Below are 15,890 nucleotides of genomic sequence, written 5' to 3'. Positions count from 1 at the left end.
CTTTAAAAATTAATATTTCCTGCTAATTCTTTTAAAGCAATTTCAGATAACTTTGCCTCATATTGTGCATTGCTGTATCGCACTTTTGCATTTACATAATTCAGCTGAGCTGTTCTAAAATCAAGAGTTGTAATCGTTCCGATTCTAAATTTATCTAAGGTAATGTCTAAATTTTGTTTTGCAATTGCTTCGTTATCTTCTTCTAAATCGATCAATTCTAGATTGGTTAAATAAGTCTGAAAAGCAGTACTTAACTGTGTATTCAAAATCATATTTTGCTGTTCGATAGCAATTTGAGAATTTTCGATTTGAAGCTTGGCTACCTTTTCATTTCGATGCTGATTAAAACCGTCAAAAATGTTTAAAGTTGCATTAAAACCATAATTTAAACCTCGTGATGAAGCTTGACTGGTAAAACCTAAACTCGACTGACTTTCGTTAAAATTATAACCAGATGTTAAGTTTACAACAGGATATCGATCTGCTTTTACTTGTTTAAGCTGCAGTTCGGCTATACGTTTATTAATGATCTGCGCTTCTAAAGCTGGATTTTGTTTTTGAGCCAAATTCATAAGATCAGCCAAAATCAATTTATTATCAACAGTAACTAAATCTGTAACAGTAAAATTTATTTTAGGATCTCTAGCTAAATATTGATTCAATATGATTTTAGCATTAGCATATGATTCTTTTTGTCTCAATAAAGCAACTTGATCTGAATTTAAATCAACTTGAGCATTTAAAACTTCCAATTTTGAAGCTTTTCCGATGCTGAAACGGTTTTGAGCTAAAGTTAGTCTTTGCTTCGAAATTACAATTGTAGTATCTAAAGCAGCTAATTGATGCTGCTGTTGAACCAAATCATAATAAGCAGAGTTTACTTGACCAATTTTGATCAAAATGGTTCTCTTTAATTCAGCGTCTCCTAATTTTTGAAGTTCTTTTAATTGATCTAGTTTAGCAAACATTTTCAAACCATCAAAAACAGTCCAGCCTAAACTCACTCCATAATTTAAGCTGTTATTTTTAGCGTTATCCAATGAAGTTGTTGTTCCGTCCTGACGCGTCTGCGAAGAATTTGTTACGCTGTTATTGTCTGTAATCGAAGCGCCTGCATTTGGAAGCATTCCTGCATTTCCTAAAGTAACATTCGTTTCGCTTATTTTTGAGTTATTCTTGGCTATTTTAATCTCAAAATTGTTCTCTAAAGCAATTTTCATAGCATCTTCAATAGTCAAAACTTCTTGCGCATTAGTTTTTGTAATGCTTAGAAAGAGTAATAACAAACTGCTAATTAAAATTTTAATATTCATATTGTTTTTTCTTTTGCCTTGAATTTCTGAATTAGTCAATCGCAATTCAGAAATTCAAGGCTAATAAATTATTTACTTACTTCTTTTTCGTATTCTTCTATATGATCAAATTCCGGATAATGTTTACGTGCTTTTGACCACATCATATAGATGGCAGGAATAACAAAAAGTGTTAATGCTAATGAAAATATAGTTCCACCAACAATTACAACTCCCATACCAATTCTACTAGTCGAAGCGGCTCCAAGCGACATTGCAATTGGCAACGCACCTAAAGCAATGGCTAAACTGGTCATTAAAATTGGACGTAAACGCGCTTCTGAAGCTTCAAGAATTGCTTCTAATTTTGGTTTTCCTTGTTCTCGTAATTGATTAGCAAATTCAACGATCAAAATACCATTTTTAGTCACCAGACCAATAAGCATTACAGTTCCAATCTGGCTGAAAATATTCCAAGTTTGATTGAATAACCATAATGAAAATAAGGCTCCAGCAACCGCCATTGGTACAGTCAGAATAATAATAAAAGGATCTATAAAGCTTTCAAACTGAGCGGCAAGAATTAAAAATATTAATAATAAAGCTAATCCAAAAGCAAAAGAAGTATTCGAGCTGCTCTCCACAAAATCTCTCGATTCTCCACTCAAATCGGTTGTAAAACTATCATCTAATACTTTAGCTTTAATTCTGTCCATTTCAGCAATTCCGTCGCTGATACTTTTGCCTGGAGCTAAACCTGCAGAAACGGTTGCCGACATATAACGGTTGTTGTGGTATAACTGTGGAGGATTACTTTGTTCTTCGACATTTACAACGTTATCCATCTGAATTAACTCTCCTTTTTTGTTCTTCACAAACATCGAAGTTAAATCCAATGGTTTTGATCTGTCTTTTTGATCAAATTGACCTATAACCTGATATTGCTTTCCGTTTTTGATAAAATAACCAAAACGCTGTCCGCTTAAAGAAAGCTGTAAAGTTTGCGCAATATCAATAATTGAGATTCCTAAGCTTTCGGCTTTTTCACGATTAATACTAACGTTTATTTCAGGTTTGTTGAATTTTAAATTAACATCACTGATAGAAAAAACATCGCTTTTACCTACTTCATCCATAAAAACAGGAATTTTTTCTCTTAATTTTTCAAAATTCGGAGCCTGAATAATGTATTGAATTGGTAATCCGCCGCGTCTGTTTACAGCAATTGTAGGCTGTTGGATAACAGATGTTTTTGCATCAGGATATTGCTTTGTCCATTTTGTTAATTGGTCGGCAATTTCTTTTTGTGATCTCTTTCTTTCATGAGGTTCTTTTAATGAAAGTCGGATAAAACCAGTATTTGTAGCCGAAGCTCCAAAACCAGGTGCGGTAATCACCAAACTTACTTTTTTCTCCGGAATTGAATCATCAACCAATCTTGAGATTTCCTGCATAAAACGATCTGTATATTCGTATGACGATCCTTCTGGCGTTGTCATACGCATGGTTACAGAACTTCGATCATCATAAGGAGCTGTTTCTTTTGGTAATATGGTAAAAAACAAATAAATCAATCCAAAACAAGCAATTAGAATAGGAAAACTAATCCATTTTCTTTCCATGAATTTTGAAAGAGCTTCAGCATAACTGCTGTTCATCTTCTCGAAAAATGGCTCCGTTCTTATATAGAACTTAGATTTTTTCTGTTCTCCGCCTTTCATTAAATAGGCATTTAACATTGGTGTTAAGGTAAGAGAAACAAATGCCGAAATTAATACTGCGGCACCAATTACAACCCCAAATTCCCTAAAGAGTCGGCCAACGAAACCTTCTAAGAAAATTACTGGCAGGAATACAGCCGCTAATGTTACCGAAATCGAAATTACAGCATAAAAAATCTCATTTGATCCTTTAATCGCAGCTTCAATAGGCGACATTCCTTCTTCGACTTTCTTAAAGATATTTTCAGTTACAACAATTCCGTCATCCACAACCAAACCTGTGGCTAAAACAATCGCTAATAAAGTCAGTACATTTATTGAAAAGCCAAAAAGCCACATTATAAAGAACGTTGCAATTAACGAAACGGGAATATCTATTAAAGGTCTAAAGGCAATTGCCCAGTCTCTAAAAAACAGGTAAATAATAATAATTACAAGTATTACTGATATTCCAAGAGTTTCAGCAACTTCAAGTACCGATTTTTTTACAAATATGGTATTGTCAAGTGCTATATTAAGTTTGATATCTTTTGGAAGATCTTTTTTTAAAGCTTCGTATTTTTTATAAAATTCAGCCGAAATATCTAAGTAATTCGCTCCAGGCATTGGTACAATTGCCAGTCCAATCATTGGTAATCCAGACTGACTTAGTTTAGTTTCGATATTCTCTGGACCTAATTCTGCACCGCCAACATCACTTAGACGTACAATTTTATCTCCATCTGTACGAATAATGATATTATTGAATTCTTCTGGTTTCGAAAGATTTCCAACTGTTTTTACCGTTAATTCAGTGTTGTTTCCTGTTAGTTTACCAGAAGGTAATTCGACATTTTGAGCGTTAAGTGCGTTACGAACATCTGAAACAGTGCAGCCATAAGCAGTTAGCTTTACAGGGTCAATCCATAAACGCATAGCGTAACGTTTTTGTCCCCAGATTTGAACACCGCTGACTCCCGGAATTGTTTCTAAACGCTGCGAAATAACATTTTCGGCATAATCACTTAATTCTAATGAATTTCGACTGTCACTTTGTACCGTCATCGAAATAATAGCATCACTATCTGCATCAGCTTTTGATACAACTGGCGGCGCATCGATATCTTGCGGTAAACTTCTTATGGCTTGTGAAACTTTGTCACGTACGTCATTTGCAGCTTCTTCCAGATCCTTATCTAAGTTAAACTCGATAGTAATGTTACTGCTTCCTTGGTTACTTGATGAAGTTATATTTCGGATTCCGTCAATCGCATTTACAGCTTTTTCAAGCGGTTCCGTAATCTGTGATTCAATAATATCAGCATTAGCACCAGTATAATTGGTTCTAATGGAAACCTGCGCAGGATCTATTGAGGGAAATTCGCGGACACCCAAAAATGTATAACCAATGAAACCGAATAATATAATTAATAAATTCAGAACAATGGTTAAAACGGGTCTTTTTATACTTGTGGTTGATAAACTCATTATGGTTTTAGATTTTAGATTTTAGACTGCTGATTTTAGATTTATTGTTAAATCTTATTATCATCTTTAAATCTATGATTTAGGATTTCTAACATCTCTATTTAAGTCTTATGTCTTTCGACTTTAAGACTATTTTACTTTAACGATTATTGGTGCTTCATTTTTTAATGACATAACACCACTTGTAATTAAAGTATCTCCTGCTTTTAATCCTGATAAAATCAAAATCGAAGAATCTGTTCTTGTTGTTGCATCAACCATAACTTCTTTAGCTTTGCCCATATTGGCTACATACACTTTTTTACCACTTTGCACAGGAACTATAGCTTCTGACGGAACTACTATTGCATCTTTAATAATGTTTAACGGCAGTTTTATGTCGGCAAATGTTCCAGGGAAAAGTTTTCCATCTGTATTATCGGCAATGGCACGAATTTGCAGTGTACGAGTAGCAACAGCAACTTCTGGCTCTATAGCATAAATTTTTCCGTTATAAGTTTTATCTGAACCAGATACTGTAAAATCAATTATAGAACCTGTTTTTACTTGTGAAGCATATTTTTCTGGAATCGAAAAGGTAATTTTTAGTTTTCCTGTATTTACAAGTTTTGCTACTACAACTGTTGGAGTAATATAGGTACCTGGAGAAATTGAACGTAAACCAATTTTTCCTGAAAAAGGTGCTTTTACAGAAGTTTTAGCAATTTGCGCTCTTATTAACTGACTTTGAGCTTGCGCTGATGCATGATCCGCTCTGGCAACATCTGCTTCTTCTTGGCTGATTGCTTCTTTTTGCAGCAGTAGTTTTGCTCTTCTTTCATTCTCAGCGGCTAGACCTTCTCTTGTAACAGCTTGTCTTAATTGTGCTTTTAACTCAATATCATTTACTTTAAAAAGTACTTGACCTTTATTAACATAGCTGCCTTCATTAAAATAAATTCCCTCTACAATTCCTGATACTTCGCTGTGAATCTCAATTTGCTCGTTGGCTTCGATAGAACCAGATAAAGACAAATTATTGTCAAACGTTGATGTTTGAACTACTATTCCGGTTACTGTCGTTGGTTTGTCTTTGTCGCCAAACTTCTTTGAGTCTTCATTTTTACTTTTGTTAGATACTATCCTATAAGTGATAAATCCTCCAAAAATAATGATAATCAAGGCGTAGATTAGGTGTTTAATTTTCATAAAATTTAGGTGAATGTGATTTTTTTGGTGTATGTTTTTTGCAACTCACAAATTTAACTTTTTGTACTGAAATCAAATGACGTTAGGTTTTATTTAACACTTGTATTACTATAAACCTGAAAGTACTGTTTCTAGGGAGTTAACGGCAAAACTTTGCACCTTAGATAGCCATTTTCGGAAAAGGTTTAATGACGCGAACTCATTTTGTTGGGTTATTTTTAACACAGGATCATGATTTATGTGTATGTATTTGTAAATCAATTGTTTGTTTGGATTTTATTTTTGAATATTAATTAATTCTAAAACATAAGAAAGTACTGAAAAAGCTATCATTTAATGAATTGTAAAAAAAATATGCAGTTTGTCGAATTTATATTGTATTTCATCGATTTTATTTGTAACATTGATACGTTAGACAAAATAATTAATAGAGCAGTATAATCAGCGTGTTTTTGCAGAATTAAGTGTTAAAAAACAGAAGTTACAGCGGTTTTTTAGCTATTAAAGAGAAAATTAGTATTAATTGTTTTAACAAGTGTTTATGTTTTTATTCTTAATTATAAAAAATAATAGATGAAGAAAAAAATACTCCTAGCATTATGGTTTTCATTTTTACTTGCTGCAATTGGTTTTCTTTTTTGGCAGAATGAGTTTAAGTACAGTCTGCCAACGCCAATTCCGAAAAATTATCACAGCATTGCAATGGGATCCAAAATTGATTTATCTCAATGCTGTCCTTTTGATAGCAAACCTGTTTTTTTTCATTTCTTTAATCCAGATTGTCCCTGCTCACGATTCAATGTGCCGCATGTGGCTGGTTTGATAAAAAAGTACGGTGACAGGATTAATTTTAAAATTGTTGTTTTAAACAAACAGAAAACTTTTACAATCGAAGAAATACAGAAAAAGTTCGACGCACAGATTCCTGTTTATTTTGATCAAAATATTGCTAAAAAATGTGGTGTTATTTCGACTCCGCAAGCAGTTTTATTAGACTCATCGCATAATTTATATTTTCGAGGTAATTATAATAAAACAAGATATTGCACAGATGCCGACAGTAATTATGCTCAAATGGCTATTGACTCATTGTTAAAGCAGACTAATTCGCCCTCTTTTAATGCTTTGGCTCTTAGAGCTTATGGATGTTCGTTACCAAATTGCACTAAATAAATCTATCCCTAACTAAAATTTTTAACCTATGAAAAGAAAAGCCAGTTTGAATGAGCAAGATTACTTGCACAGTTTTATGTCTACAATGACACAAAAGTCTGATAGTATTATTAATTATGTTCTCGCGGTTTATTTCCTTCTCGGAATCGCATTGTCATTTAAGTATGACACTTTTGAAATTGGAGTAGGAGTAGGAACCTTGAATCTTCTATTGTATTATTCTGCAAAGTTTTTTATTAAAAATTCAAAATTCTATCAGTACGTTTTGTCTGTTGTTCTGGCTATATTTATGGCACAGTACATTTATCAAATGCATGGTATGTTCGAAATGCATTTTACTGTTTTTATTGCCAGCACGATTTTAATTATTTATCAAAACTGGAGACTTCAAATTCCACTTACCCTTTTAGTAGTGCTTCATCACGCTGGTTTGGCGTATTTGCAGAACTATATTTATAACGACGCAAATGGACTTCAGGTTTATTTTTCGCAGGTAAATTTTGATCTCGAGACTTTAATTATTCATACTGTTTTAGCGGCAGTTGTATTTTTTATGAATGGCTATTGGGCTTATTATTTTAAGGAACACAGTGAAAATCATATTTCTAAAATCTCCGACGAATATGAACTGGAAAACATGAAACTTGCATCGGCTAAATACAGTTCATTATCAGCAACTAAAGAATATAACGACTTTATTCACAGAACAACTTTAGATTTAAAACTACCTGTAACTTCTGTCTTAAAATTAATTGATGTTTCAAAAGGACATACAGACAATGATCAAATTTTGACTTATCTGGATATGATGAGAGAAAGTGCTAAAAAAATTGATGATCTCGTGAATGATATTCATGTAAAATCAACTAATACAAGAAAGTAAAAATTACAAAACAACTTCCAAAAATGAAAAAAATCTCGAAAGATGCTTTAAAAACAAGGTTTTAGAGAGTTTATTCTACAAGTAAAAACACTCATGCCAATTAATTTTTAATATAAAATTTTATGGAGACCAGAACTACACGTCCGACTCCTTCTGACAGAGAAGTCGATTGGAATAAAAGCAAAGTACTGCTTAGTAAAACAGATAAAAACGGAACTATTTTGTATGCCAATGAAGATTTTATCGATGTTTCTGGCTATGATGAGTTTGAATTAATCGGACAGCCTCACAATATTGTGAGGCATCCTGATATGCCTAAGGTGATTTTTAAATTTTTGTGGGATAGTATTAAATCCAGTCAAAACATTCATGTTGTTTTGAAAAACATGGCAAAAACGGGTCGTTATTATTGGGTTGTCACCGAATTTAAAATCATTGCAGATACTGATGGCGAGATCGTTGGTTTTTTTGGAACAAGAAAATCGGTTCCCGAAAATATCATTGTAAAATTCATCGAACCATTATATAAAAAACTTTTACAAATAGAAGAAGCAAGCGGTTTAACAGCTTCTGAAGAATATTTAGTTGGTTTTCTAGAAGAGCGTAAAAAAACGTATATGGAATATATCGATCATTTAATTGCTACAGGAAAAGATGATAAAAATAAAGTTAGTAAAGGTTTGTTCAGCGGTCTTTTTGAAAAGAAAACTCCAACAAAGAAATAATAAAAAAATCTGCTGAATCTGCGTGAAAAAAAAATGAACACGCAGAAACATAAGTTTTGTTATTGTTAAAAGGTATTTTACCTGCATCAACAAACATGACTATGTCTCTATGTGTTCAATTTTTTTTCAACATATAGCCATATTTAGGTTGAAAGATTTATTGCATCAGATATGACGTAATTGAACCTATTTTTAACTCAAGAAACCTTAGAATCTTTGCATCTCTGTATCTTTGAACCTAAAAAAACTAACTAATATAATTCCAGATACTTTTCTTTTTAGTAAGTTCAATAAAAACAGCTTTAAGAATTGCATGTTCTGGTTTGTTTAAAGGACCGTCTTCTTTTAGGATTTTCATTGCGTAATTTCTAGCTAATCCTAAAATATCTCTATCACGAACAATATCTGCAATTTGAAGATTTAAAACTCCGCTTTGCTGTGTTCCCATTAAATCACCTGGACCGCGAAGTTTTAAGTCAACTTCAGCGATTTCAAAACCATCATTTGTCTGAACCATCGTTTCCATTCGGGTTTTACTGTCCGTGCTTAATTTGTGTCCCGTCATCAAAATACAATAACTTTGTTCGGCTCCACGACCAACTCGGCCGCGCAATTGGTGCAATTGTGACAAACCAAAACGTTCGGCACTTTCGATAATCATAACACTGGCATTTGGTACATTTACACCAACCTCAATTACCGTTGTCGCCACCATAATATTCGTTTTTCCTTCAGAGAAACGCTTCATTTCAGCATCTTTATCAGCGGGTTTCATTTTTCCGTGCAAAATCGAAATCGAATATTGAGGCAATGGAAAATCGCGAGAAATACTCTCGTAGCCATCCATTAAATCCTTGTAATCCATTTTTTCCGATTCTTGAATTAGCGGATATACAATATAAATTTGTCTTCCAAGTGCAATTTCATCACGGAGAAACTTCCAAACTTTTAATCGGTTACTATCAAAACGATGAACCGTTTGTATTGGTTTTCGTCCCGGCGGAAGTTCATCAATTACAGAAATATCAAGATCTCCATACAAACTCATTGCTAAAGTTCTTGGAATTGGTGTTGCCGTCATAACCAAAACGTGAGGCGGAATTTCATTTTTCTTCCACAATTTAGAGCGCTGCTCAACACCAAAACGATGCTGCTCATCAATAACAGCCAATCCAAGATTTTGAAACTTCACTTTATCTTCCAGCAAAGCATGTGTGCCTATTAAAATCTGTAAAGTACCATTTTCGAGTTCCTCATGAATAACTTTTCGAGCTGCAGTTTTTGTTGAACCCGTTAATATTTTTATATTAATATTCAAAGTGTTAGCAAATTCTGATAAACCAATAAAATGCTGATTGGCAAGAATCTCCGTCGGTGCCATTAAGCAGGCCTGAAAACCATTATCCATTGCCAAAAGCATGCTCATAAAAGCCACAATTGTTTTTCCAGAACCAACATCTCCCTGCAATAATCGGTTCATTTGAGCATTGCTGCCCATGTCTGAACGAATTTCTTTAACCACTCTTTTTTGAGCATTAGTAAGTTCAAAAGGAAGGTGGTTTTGATAAAATTCAGTAAAGAAATCACCCACTTTGGTAAATGGATGCCCTTTTATTTTATGCTTTCTAATTAGATTTTTGGTAATTAACTGTAATTGAATAAAAAACAATTCTTCAAACTTCAATCTAAATTGGGCTTTCGCCAAAGCATCGGTACTTTTTGGGAAATGTATATTAAATAAAGCAGCTCTTTTTGAGATCAGCTTTAATTCTTCGATTAAGTACAATGGAAAAGTTTCGGTAAACAAAGCTTGAGTTTCGATAAACAATTGTTCCATTAATTTGTTAATCGTTCTATTTGAAATACCTCTGTTTGTTAATGTTTCCGTAGATGGATAAACGGGCTGCATGGCAGAACGCAGACTTTTTTCATGTTCTTTCAGCAACTCAATTTCGGGATGTGCCATGCTGAATTGACTTCCGTACAAAGAACATTTTCCAAAAATAACACAAGGTTCGTTTAGTTTTAAACTTTCACGAATCCATTTATGACCTTGAAACCAATTAAGGTCTAGTTGTCCTGTATCATCTACAAATGTGGCAACTAAACGCTTTTTATTCTTAGCAAATTCAACTGTTTTTATATTGATTATTTTGCCAATAATCTGAACCTCAGAACCTGTATTTTGAAGTTCGTTTATTTTGTAATAACGAGTTCTGTCAATATATCTATTCGGAAAAAAGTTTACTAAATCTCCATATTTATGAATTCCTAATTCCTTGCGAAGTAGTTGACCGCGACTTGGGCCAACACCTTTTAAGTATTCGATTGGAGTTTCAAGCAGATTATTAGACATTCTTTATTTAGACTTCTTAGATTATTAGACTGGCATAAATTTTAGAAAATAGAGTAAAGAAAATAAGAACAAGAGTAAAAAGTAAAAATGTATGTTCTTTACTCTTGTCGCTATTTTCTTTTGTCTTTCTTTTGGAAAAGCGAAGATAGATTTTAATTGGGAAATTTGGAAATGAATTAACTTCTTAAGATTTTGAATATTAAGTTATCGTTAAGCCGTAAAATTAGACGCAACCATTTTAAGAACGATTAATCTTAGTAATAACTAACCTTTAAAACTTAAAAAAAATGAAGAAAATTGGACTTTTAATAGTTTTGTTTATTTCTCTTGTTTCTTGTTCTAATGACGACAATGACAATAAACCAACTGAAGACTATCATGGAAAATGGAAATTAACAGGCATGAGTAGAAATAAAAATCCAGCAGCAAATTCTATAGATGTTATAGAATGGGAGGAAAACTATGTTTTTAGCTCTAATGGGAAGTTTTCTAAAACAAGAATAAAAGACAAGAAAACTTCTAGTGCATCAGGAACTTATTCTGTTGCAAAAACTTCAGAACAAACTCAGTTTAAATTAATTTATAGTACTCAAAGTGATATAATAGGAACTTGCAGCGGTGACTTAATAGAAAATCTCTATATAATTCATGCTGCTGGAAAAATGTACAGTACTTGGGGAACATGTGATGGACCTTTACTTACATATGATAAATTAAAGTAATATTTTAAACAATGCTTACTAATTCAAATTGTTTGGCTCCGTCGGTTTTCTGGCGGAGTTTTTATTTTAATAAAGCGGCTTTTTTTAAATAAAGTTTGATACGGAGGAATTGTAATATAAAACTAAAATGAATTTTTATCTTTGAATAAAATTTTAAAAATGACAACGCACTTAGTTCTTTTACGAGGAATCAATGTTTCTGGGCATAATATGATGAAAATGGATGCTTTGAAAATAATGTTGGAAAATATTGGTTTTCAAAATATTCGAACTTATCTGCAAACAGGAAATGTTTTTGTAGACAGCGAAGAAGATGCTTCTAAAGTTGGTTTTATGATCAAACAGGAAATATTTAAAGTTTTTGGACATGAAGTTCCAACGATTGTAATAACAAAAGAAGATCTAGAATTATGCTTTAAGAATAATCCTTTTTTGAAGGAAAAAGATATCGATACCAAAAAATTATATGTGGCTTTTGTCTCAACTCAATTGAAAAAAGAAAACATAAACGATTTAAAGATCAGTCAATTTAAACCTGATGAAGCAAGTATTGATGGAAATAGGATTTTTATTAAATACGCCGTTGGTGCCGGAAAAACTAGATTCGACCAAAAATATATCGAGAAAAAACTAAATATTACAGCAACAATTAGAAACTGGAATACAGTTACTAATTTATTGGCAATGTATTCTGAAGAGTAAAAGAATCTAATCATGTCACACTAAGCGAAGTCGAAGTGTCGCCGCGAATTGCACAAATTAACACAAATCAATTGGTGAAAATTCGTGAAATTCGTGGCAAACTTTTTTAGAAACTATTTAGGGATTAAATCACAATACCAAAATCCAAAATCGAAAGCATCAGAAGCACTGGTGTCGCAGGCAGTATCTAAGGAATCTTCTTTCTCTGGTTTTTCATATTTACGATAAACGATTTCTCCTATTTCAAAATCTATTGGCTGCGAGAAAATTGGACCGTCAAAAGCAAAAGTGTGAAACTCTCCATTTTCTCCGCAAACATCAACATTTTCAGGTAAATCGTTTATAAAATCCTGATCTATAATTCGGCCGACAAAACTTTTATCTAAATAACGTTCATTTACACAAACCACAATAGTTTTAAATCCTAATGAAATAAACTCTTGAATTAAATCTTTTGTTGGTATTTTCCAAAGTGGAAAAACGCCTTGAAAACCGATCTTAGCCAATTGATCTTCGCGATATTTTCGTAAATCTTCCAGAAAAATATCTCCAAAAACAGAATGTGTAATGCCATTATTTTTTAATTCGGTTAAGGTTTTGGTCATTACATCTTCATAAGCTTCCATAGTCGGCATTTCTGGAATCTGCATAACTTTTAATGGCAGTCCAATGCTTTTTGCCTGTGCATTCAACAATTCAACACGAACGCCATGCATTGAAATTCGTTGATATTGCTGATTCACACTTGTCAATAAACAATCGATTTTATACTCAGAATTTTGAAGGATTTTGTATAATGCAAGAGCCGAATCTTTTCCGCTGCTCCAGTTAAATAAGGCTTTTTTGGGTGTAAACACGTTTTGGGATTTTAGTGTGGTAAACTTACAAATTTCATTCGATTTGTTGATGAAACCTTTGTAACTTTGATTTCTTACAAGCCATATTATGACATTATTTAAAGATAAGTTTAAAATTGATTCAAAAAGATTGAAAGGCTGGGATTATTCTAGTGAAGGAATCTATTTTATTACAATAGTTTCTAAAGGTAGAAAATGTATTTTTGGCACTATTGATGAAGAAAGGATGATTTTAAATAAAAACGGAATAATTGTCGAAAACGAACTTTTAAAATCAATTAATATTCGTGAAAATTGGTTTTTCCATAATTGGATTGTCATGCCTAATCATATTCATTTATTAATTGAAATTCAAAACACAGACCATAATCAAAACACAACGCATATCGTAGAGTCGCACATTGTAGAGACGCACGGCAGTGCGTCTACGTCCAGCATACCAATAAAAACCATCACAACAAAACCGGAGGCGCACTGCCGTGCGCCTCTACAGAGCCAATCGGAATCTGCTTTTTCTCGAAAACCCAATTCAATTTCTTCATTTGTGGCTATTTTAAAATCAATTACAACCAAACAAATAAATGGGACAGAATCTATTTGGCAGAATAATTATCACGATCATATTGTTAAAAATTACAGAACATTTGAAAGGATTTACAATTACATAAAAAATAATCCACGATCTTGGGACACGGATTCTATAAATTCAACATTTCAATGAAATATATATTCTTATTATTTACCACTTTCCTTTTTGCGCAGCAAACTAAATTTGTCGATTTTAAATCGGTTAATGCACAATTGACTATCGATAATGTACAAAAAACAATTGCAGGAAAAGTCGTTTACGATTTTAGCGTTTTGCAGTCTGTTGATACGATAAAAATGGATGCTAAAAATATGGAATTCTCTAATGTTCAAATAAATGGTGAAAATGCTGTTTTTGTAAATACGGGTAAAGAATTACAAATTGTTAGTCATTTTGAAAAAGGAAACAAGCAGTTAACATTCAATTATACTGTAAAGCCAAAACAAGCATTGTACTTTGTTGAAATTGAAAATGATGATGTTCAAATCTGGACGCAAGGACAGGGAAGATACACCAGTAACTGGTTTCCGAGTTTTGATGATGTCAATGAGAAATTGATTTTTAATTTAGGCATTACTTACAATAACCAGTATCAGGTAATTTCAAATGGTATTTTAAAAGAAAAAACAAGCAAAGACGATTTGTTTCACTGGCAATACGAAATGGAGAAACCAATGAGTTCTTATTTATTGATGCTTGCAATTGGCAAATATGATAAAACAGAAATGCTTTCAAAATCTAGAATTCCGTTAGAATATTATCTAGAACCAAAAGATAAAAAACGTTTTGAGCCAACGTATCGCTATTCTAAACGTATTTTTGATTTTTTAGAGAAAGAAATCGGAGTAAAATATCCTTGGAAAATTTACAGACAAATTCCTGTCCGCGATTTTTTATACGCTGGAATGGAGAATACAACTTCCACACTTTTGGCAACTCGTTATGTAGTAGATTCTATAGGTTTTGAAGATAGAAGTTATACAAATGTCGATGCACACGAGTTGGCACATCATTGGTTTGGAGATTTAATTACAGCTGAAAGCAGCAAGCATCATTGGCTTCAAGAAGGTTTCGCAACTTATTTTGCTGCTTTGGCAGAAAGAGAAATTTATGGAGACGATTTCTTTTACTCGAAATTATACAATACTGCGCAGCAAATAAAATTTGCCTCACGAACAGATTCTATTCCGGTTTTGAATGCAAAAGCAAGTTCGCTCACTTTTTATGAAAAAGGAGCTTGGGCATTGTTTGTACTGCATGAATCAATTGGAGACAAGGCTTTTAAAAAAGCAATAAAAAGCTATTTGAAAAAGTTTGCTTATCAAACCGTAACAACTCAAGATTTCTTTGACGAAATAAAAAAAGTATCTGATTTTGATCTTGATAAATTTCAAAAAACTTGGCTGGAATCGACAGTTTTTGATACGCCGACAGCAAATGCTTTACTGAGTAAAAATAAAGCAATTCAAACTCGTTTAGAGATTGACAAACTTAAAAAAACGCCATTATCTGAGAAAGAAGATGTTTTAAGAAAAACTTTAGAGTCTGATGTTTATGAATCTGTAAAAGAAGCAATTGTAGATCAATTAGGAATTGAAAAATACGAAGCAAAGAAAACTCTTTTACAAACTGCATTAAAAACAAATAATACTCAAGTAAGACAAGCTGTTGCAGGTTCATTGGCTAAAATTCCAGAAGATTTTAGAGCTGAATATGAAACTTTGCTTGATGATAAATCGTATCAAACACAAGAAATCGCACTGTTTTATTTGTGGAAAAACTTCCCAAATCATAGAGCAGATTACTTGAATAAATCTAAAGACTGGATTGGGTTTAATGACTTTAATCTTCGAACATTATGGCTTTCGCTGGCTTTATCAACACCTGATTACAGTACAAATTCTGAAGAATTAGTAAACGAACTTATTGCTTTTTCTTCAACTAAATATGAAGCTCCAACACGTCAGAATGCCCTTGAAAAACTGATTGCTTTTAAAATTATAAACGATCAGGTTTTAACTAATTTAGTGAGTGCAACAACACATCATATGTGGCAGTTTTCAAAATTTGGAAGAGATTCTATTAGGATTTTATTAAAAAATTCAGAAATGCGTGCTTCGTTTAATAGAATTTTACCTAATTTAAACCCCGATGAACAATATCAATTGAATCGTTTGCTGAAAGAGTAGAATAGAAAATAGAAGCAATAAGAGAG

Annotated in this window: 12 protein-coding genes; 7 read left to right on the top strand and 5 right to left on the bottom strand. The window is 32.6% G+C overall.

Annotation, left to right across the window (positions count from 1 at the left end):
- Positions 1-2: 2 nt before the first annotated feature.
- From B0A81_RS09800 to B0A81_RS09790, 3 genes are all read right to left on the bottom strand, one after another.
- Complete coding sequence (locus B0A81_RS09800; protein ID WP_089057927.1) at positions 3-1,313, bottom strand: TolC family protein; 1,311 nt, start codon at positions 1,311-1,313, stop codon at positions 3-5.
- Positions 1,314-1,381: 68 nt separating this feature from the next.
- Positions 1,382-4,480, bottom strand: coding sequence for an efflux RND transporter permease subunit (locus tag B0A81_RS09795; RefSeq protein ID WP_089057853.1), 3,099 nt, complete (start codon positions 4,478-4,480; stop codon positions 1,382-1,384).
- A gap of 129 nt (positions 4,481-4,609) precedes the next feature.
- Positions 4,610-5,668, bottom strand: coding sequence for an efflux RND transporter periplasmic adaptor subunit (locus tag B0A81_RS09790; RefSeq protein WP_089057852.1), 1,059 nt, complete (start codon positions 5,666-5,668; stop codon positions 4,610-4,612).
- A gap of 573 nt (positions 5,669-6,241) precedes the next feature.
- Between B0A81_RS09790 and B0A81_RS09785 the strand changes: the two genes are divergently transcribed.
- From B0A81_RS09785 to B0A81_RS09775, 3 genes are all read left to right on the top strand, one after another.
- A complete protein-coding gene (locus B0A81_RS09785; RefSeq protein ID WP_089057851.1) occupies positions 6,242-6,841 on the top strand; it encodes a DUF6436 domain-containing protein in 600 nt (199 codons plus the stop codon).
- Positions 6,842-6,869: 28 nt separating this feature from the next.
- Entirely contained in the window at positions 6,870-7,724 is an 855-nt protein-coding gene (locus B0A81_RS09780) for a hypothetical protein (protein ID WP_089057850.1), read from the top strand.
- Positions 7,725-7,846: 122 nt separating this feature from the next.
- Positions 7,847-8,449 (top strand): PAS domain-containing protein, encoded by a 603-nt coding sequence (locus tag B0A81_RS09775; protein ID WP_089057849.1) that lies wholly within the window; start codon positions 7,847-7,849, stop codon positions 8,447-8,449.
- 247 nt (positions 8,450-8,696) lie between these two features.
- Here B0A81_RS09775 and recG read toward each other — a convergent pair whose 3' ends face one another.
- Positions 8,697-10,805 carry an ATP-dependent DNA helicase RecG gene (recG, locus tag B0A81_RS09770; RefSeq protein ID WP_089057848.1) on the bottom strand — a complete coding sequence of 703 codons (2,109 nt, stop codon included), beginning with the start codon at positions 10,803-10,805 and terminating at the stop codon, positions 8,697-8,699.
- 287 nt (positions 10,806-11,092) lie between these two features.
- On the opposite strand from recG, the gene B0A81_RS09765 reads away from it, so the two are divergent.
- Both B0A81_RS09765 and B0A81_RS09760 read left to right on the top strand, forming a co-directional pair.
- Complete coding sequence (locus B0A81_RS09765) at positions 11,093-11,527, top strand: hypothetical protein (protein ID WP_089057847.1); 435 nt, start codon at positions 11,093-11,095, stop codon at positions 11,525-11,527.
- 159 nt (positions 11,528-11,686) lie between these two features.
- Positions 11,687-12,229: a DUF1697 domain-containing protein gene (locus B0A81_RS09760; protein ID WP_089057846.1), complete on the top strand. Its 543-nt coding sequence runs from the start codon at positions 11,687-11,689 to the stop codon at positions 12,227-12,229.
- 113 nt (positions 12,230-12,342) lie between these two features.
- Here B0A81_RS09760 and B0A81_RS09755 read toward each other — a convergent pair whose 3' ends face one another.
- Positions 12,343-13,086: a Dph6-related ATP pyrophosphatase gene (locus tag B0A81_RS09755; RefSeq protein ID WP_244281351.1), complete on the bottom strand. Its 744-nt coding sequence runs from the start codon at positions 13,084-13,086 to the stop codon at positions 12,343-12,345.
- An 88-nt stretch (positions 13,087-13,174) separates the two neighbouring features.
- On the opposite strand from B0A81_RS09755, the gene B0A81_RS09750 reads away from it, so the two are divergent.
- Entirely contained in the window at positions 13,175-13,807 is a 633-nt protein-coding gene (locus B0A81_RS09750) for a transposase (RefSeq protein ID WP_089057844.1), read from the top strand.
- On the top strand, positions 13,804-15,864 hold the full coding sequence (locus B0A81_RS09745) for a M1 family metallopeptidase (protein WP_089057843.1): 2,061 nt from the start codon (positions 13,804-13,806) through the stop codon (positions 15,862-15,864). Before B0A81_RS09750 ends, B0A81_RS09745 begins: the two co-directional genes overlap by 4 nt.
- Positions 15,865-15,890: the final 26 nt, after the last annotated feature.

This window comes from Flavobacterium plurextorum (assembly GCF_002217395.1).
GTDB lineage: Bacteria > Bacteroidota > Bacteroidia > Flavobacteriales > Flavobacteriaceae > Flavobacterium > Flavobacterium plurextorum.
The sequence above is the reverse complement of the archived record's forward strand: the minus strand, read 5'-3'. Positions and strand labels throughout refer to the sequence as shown.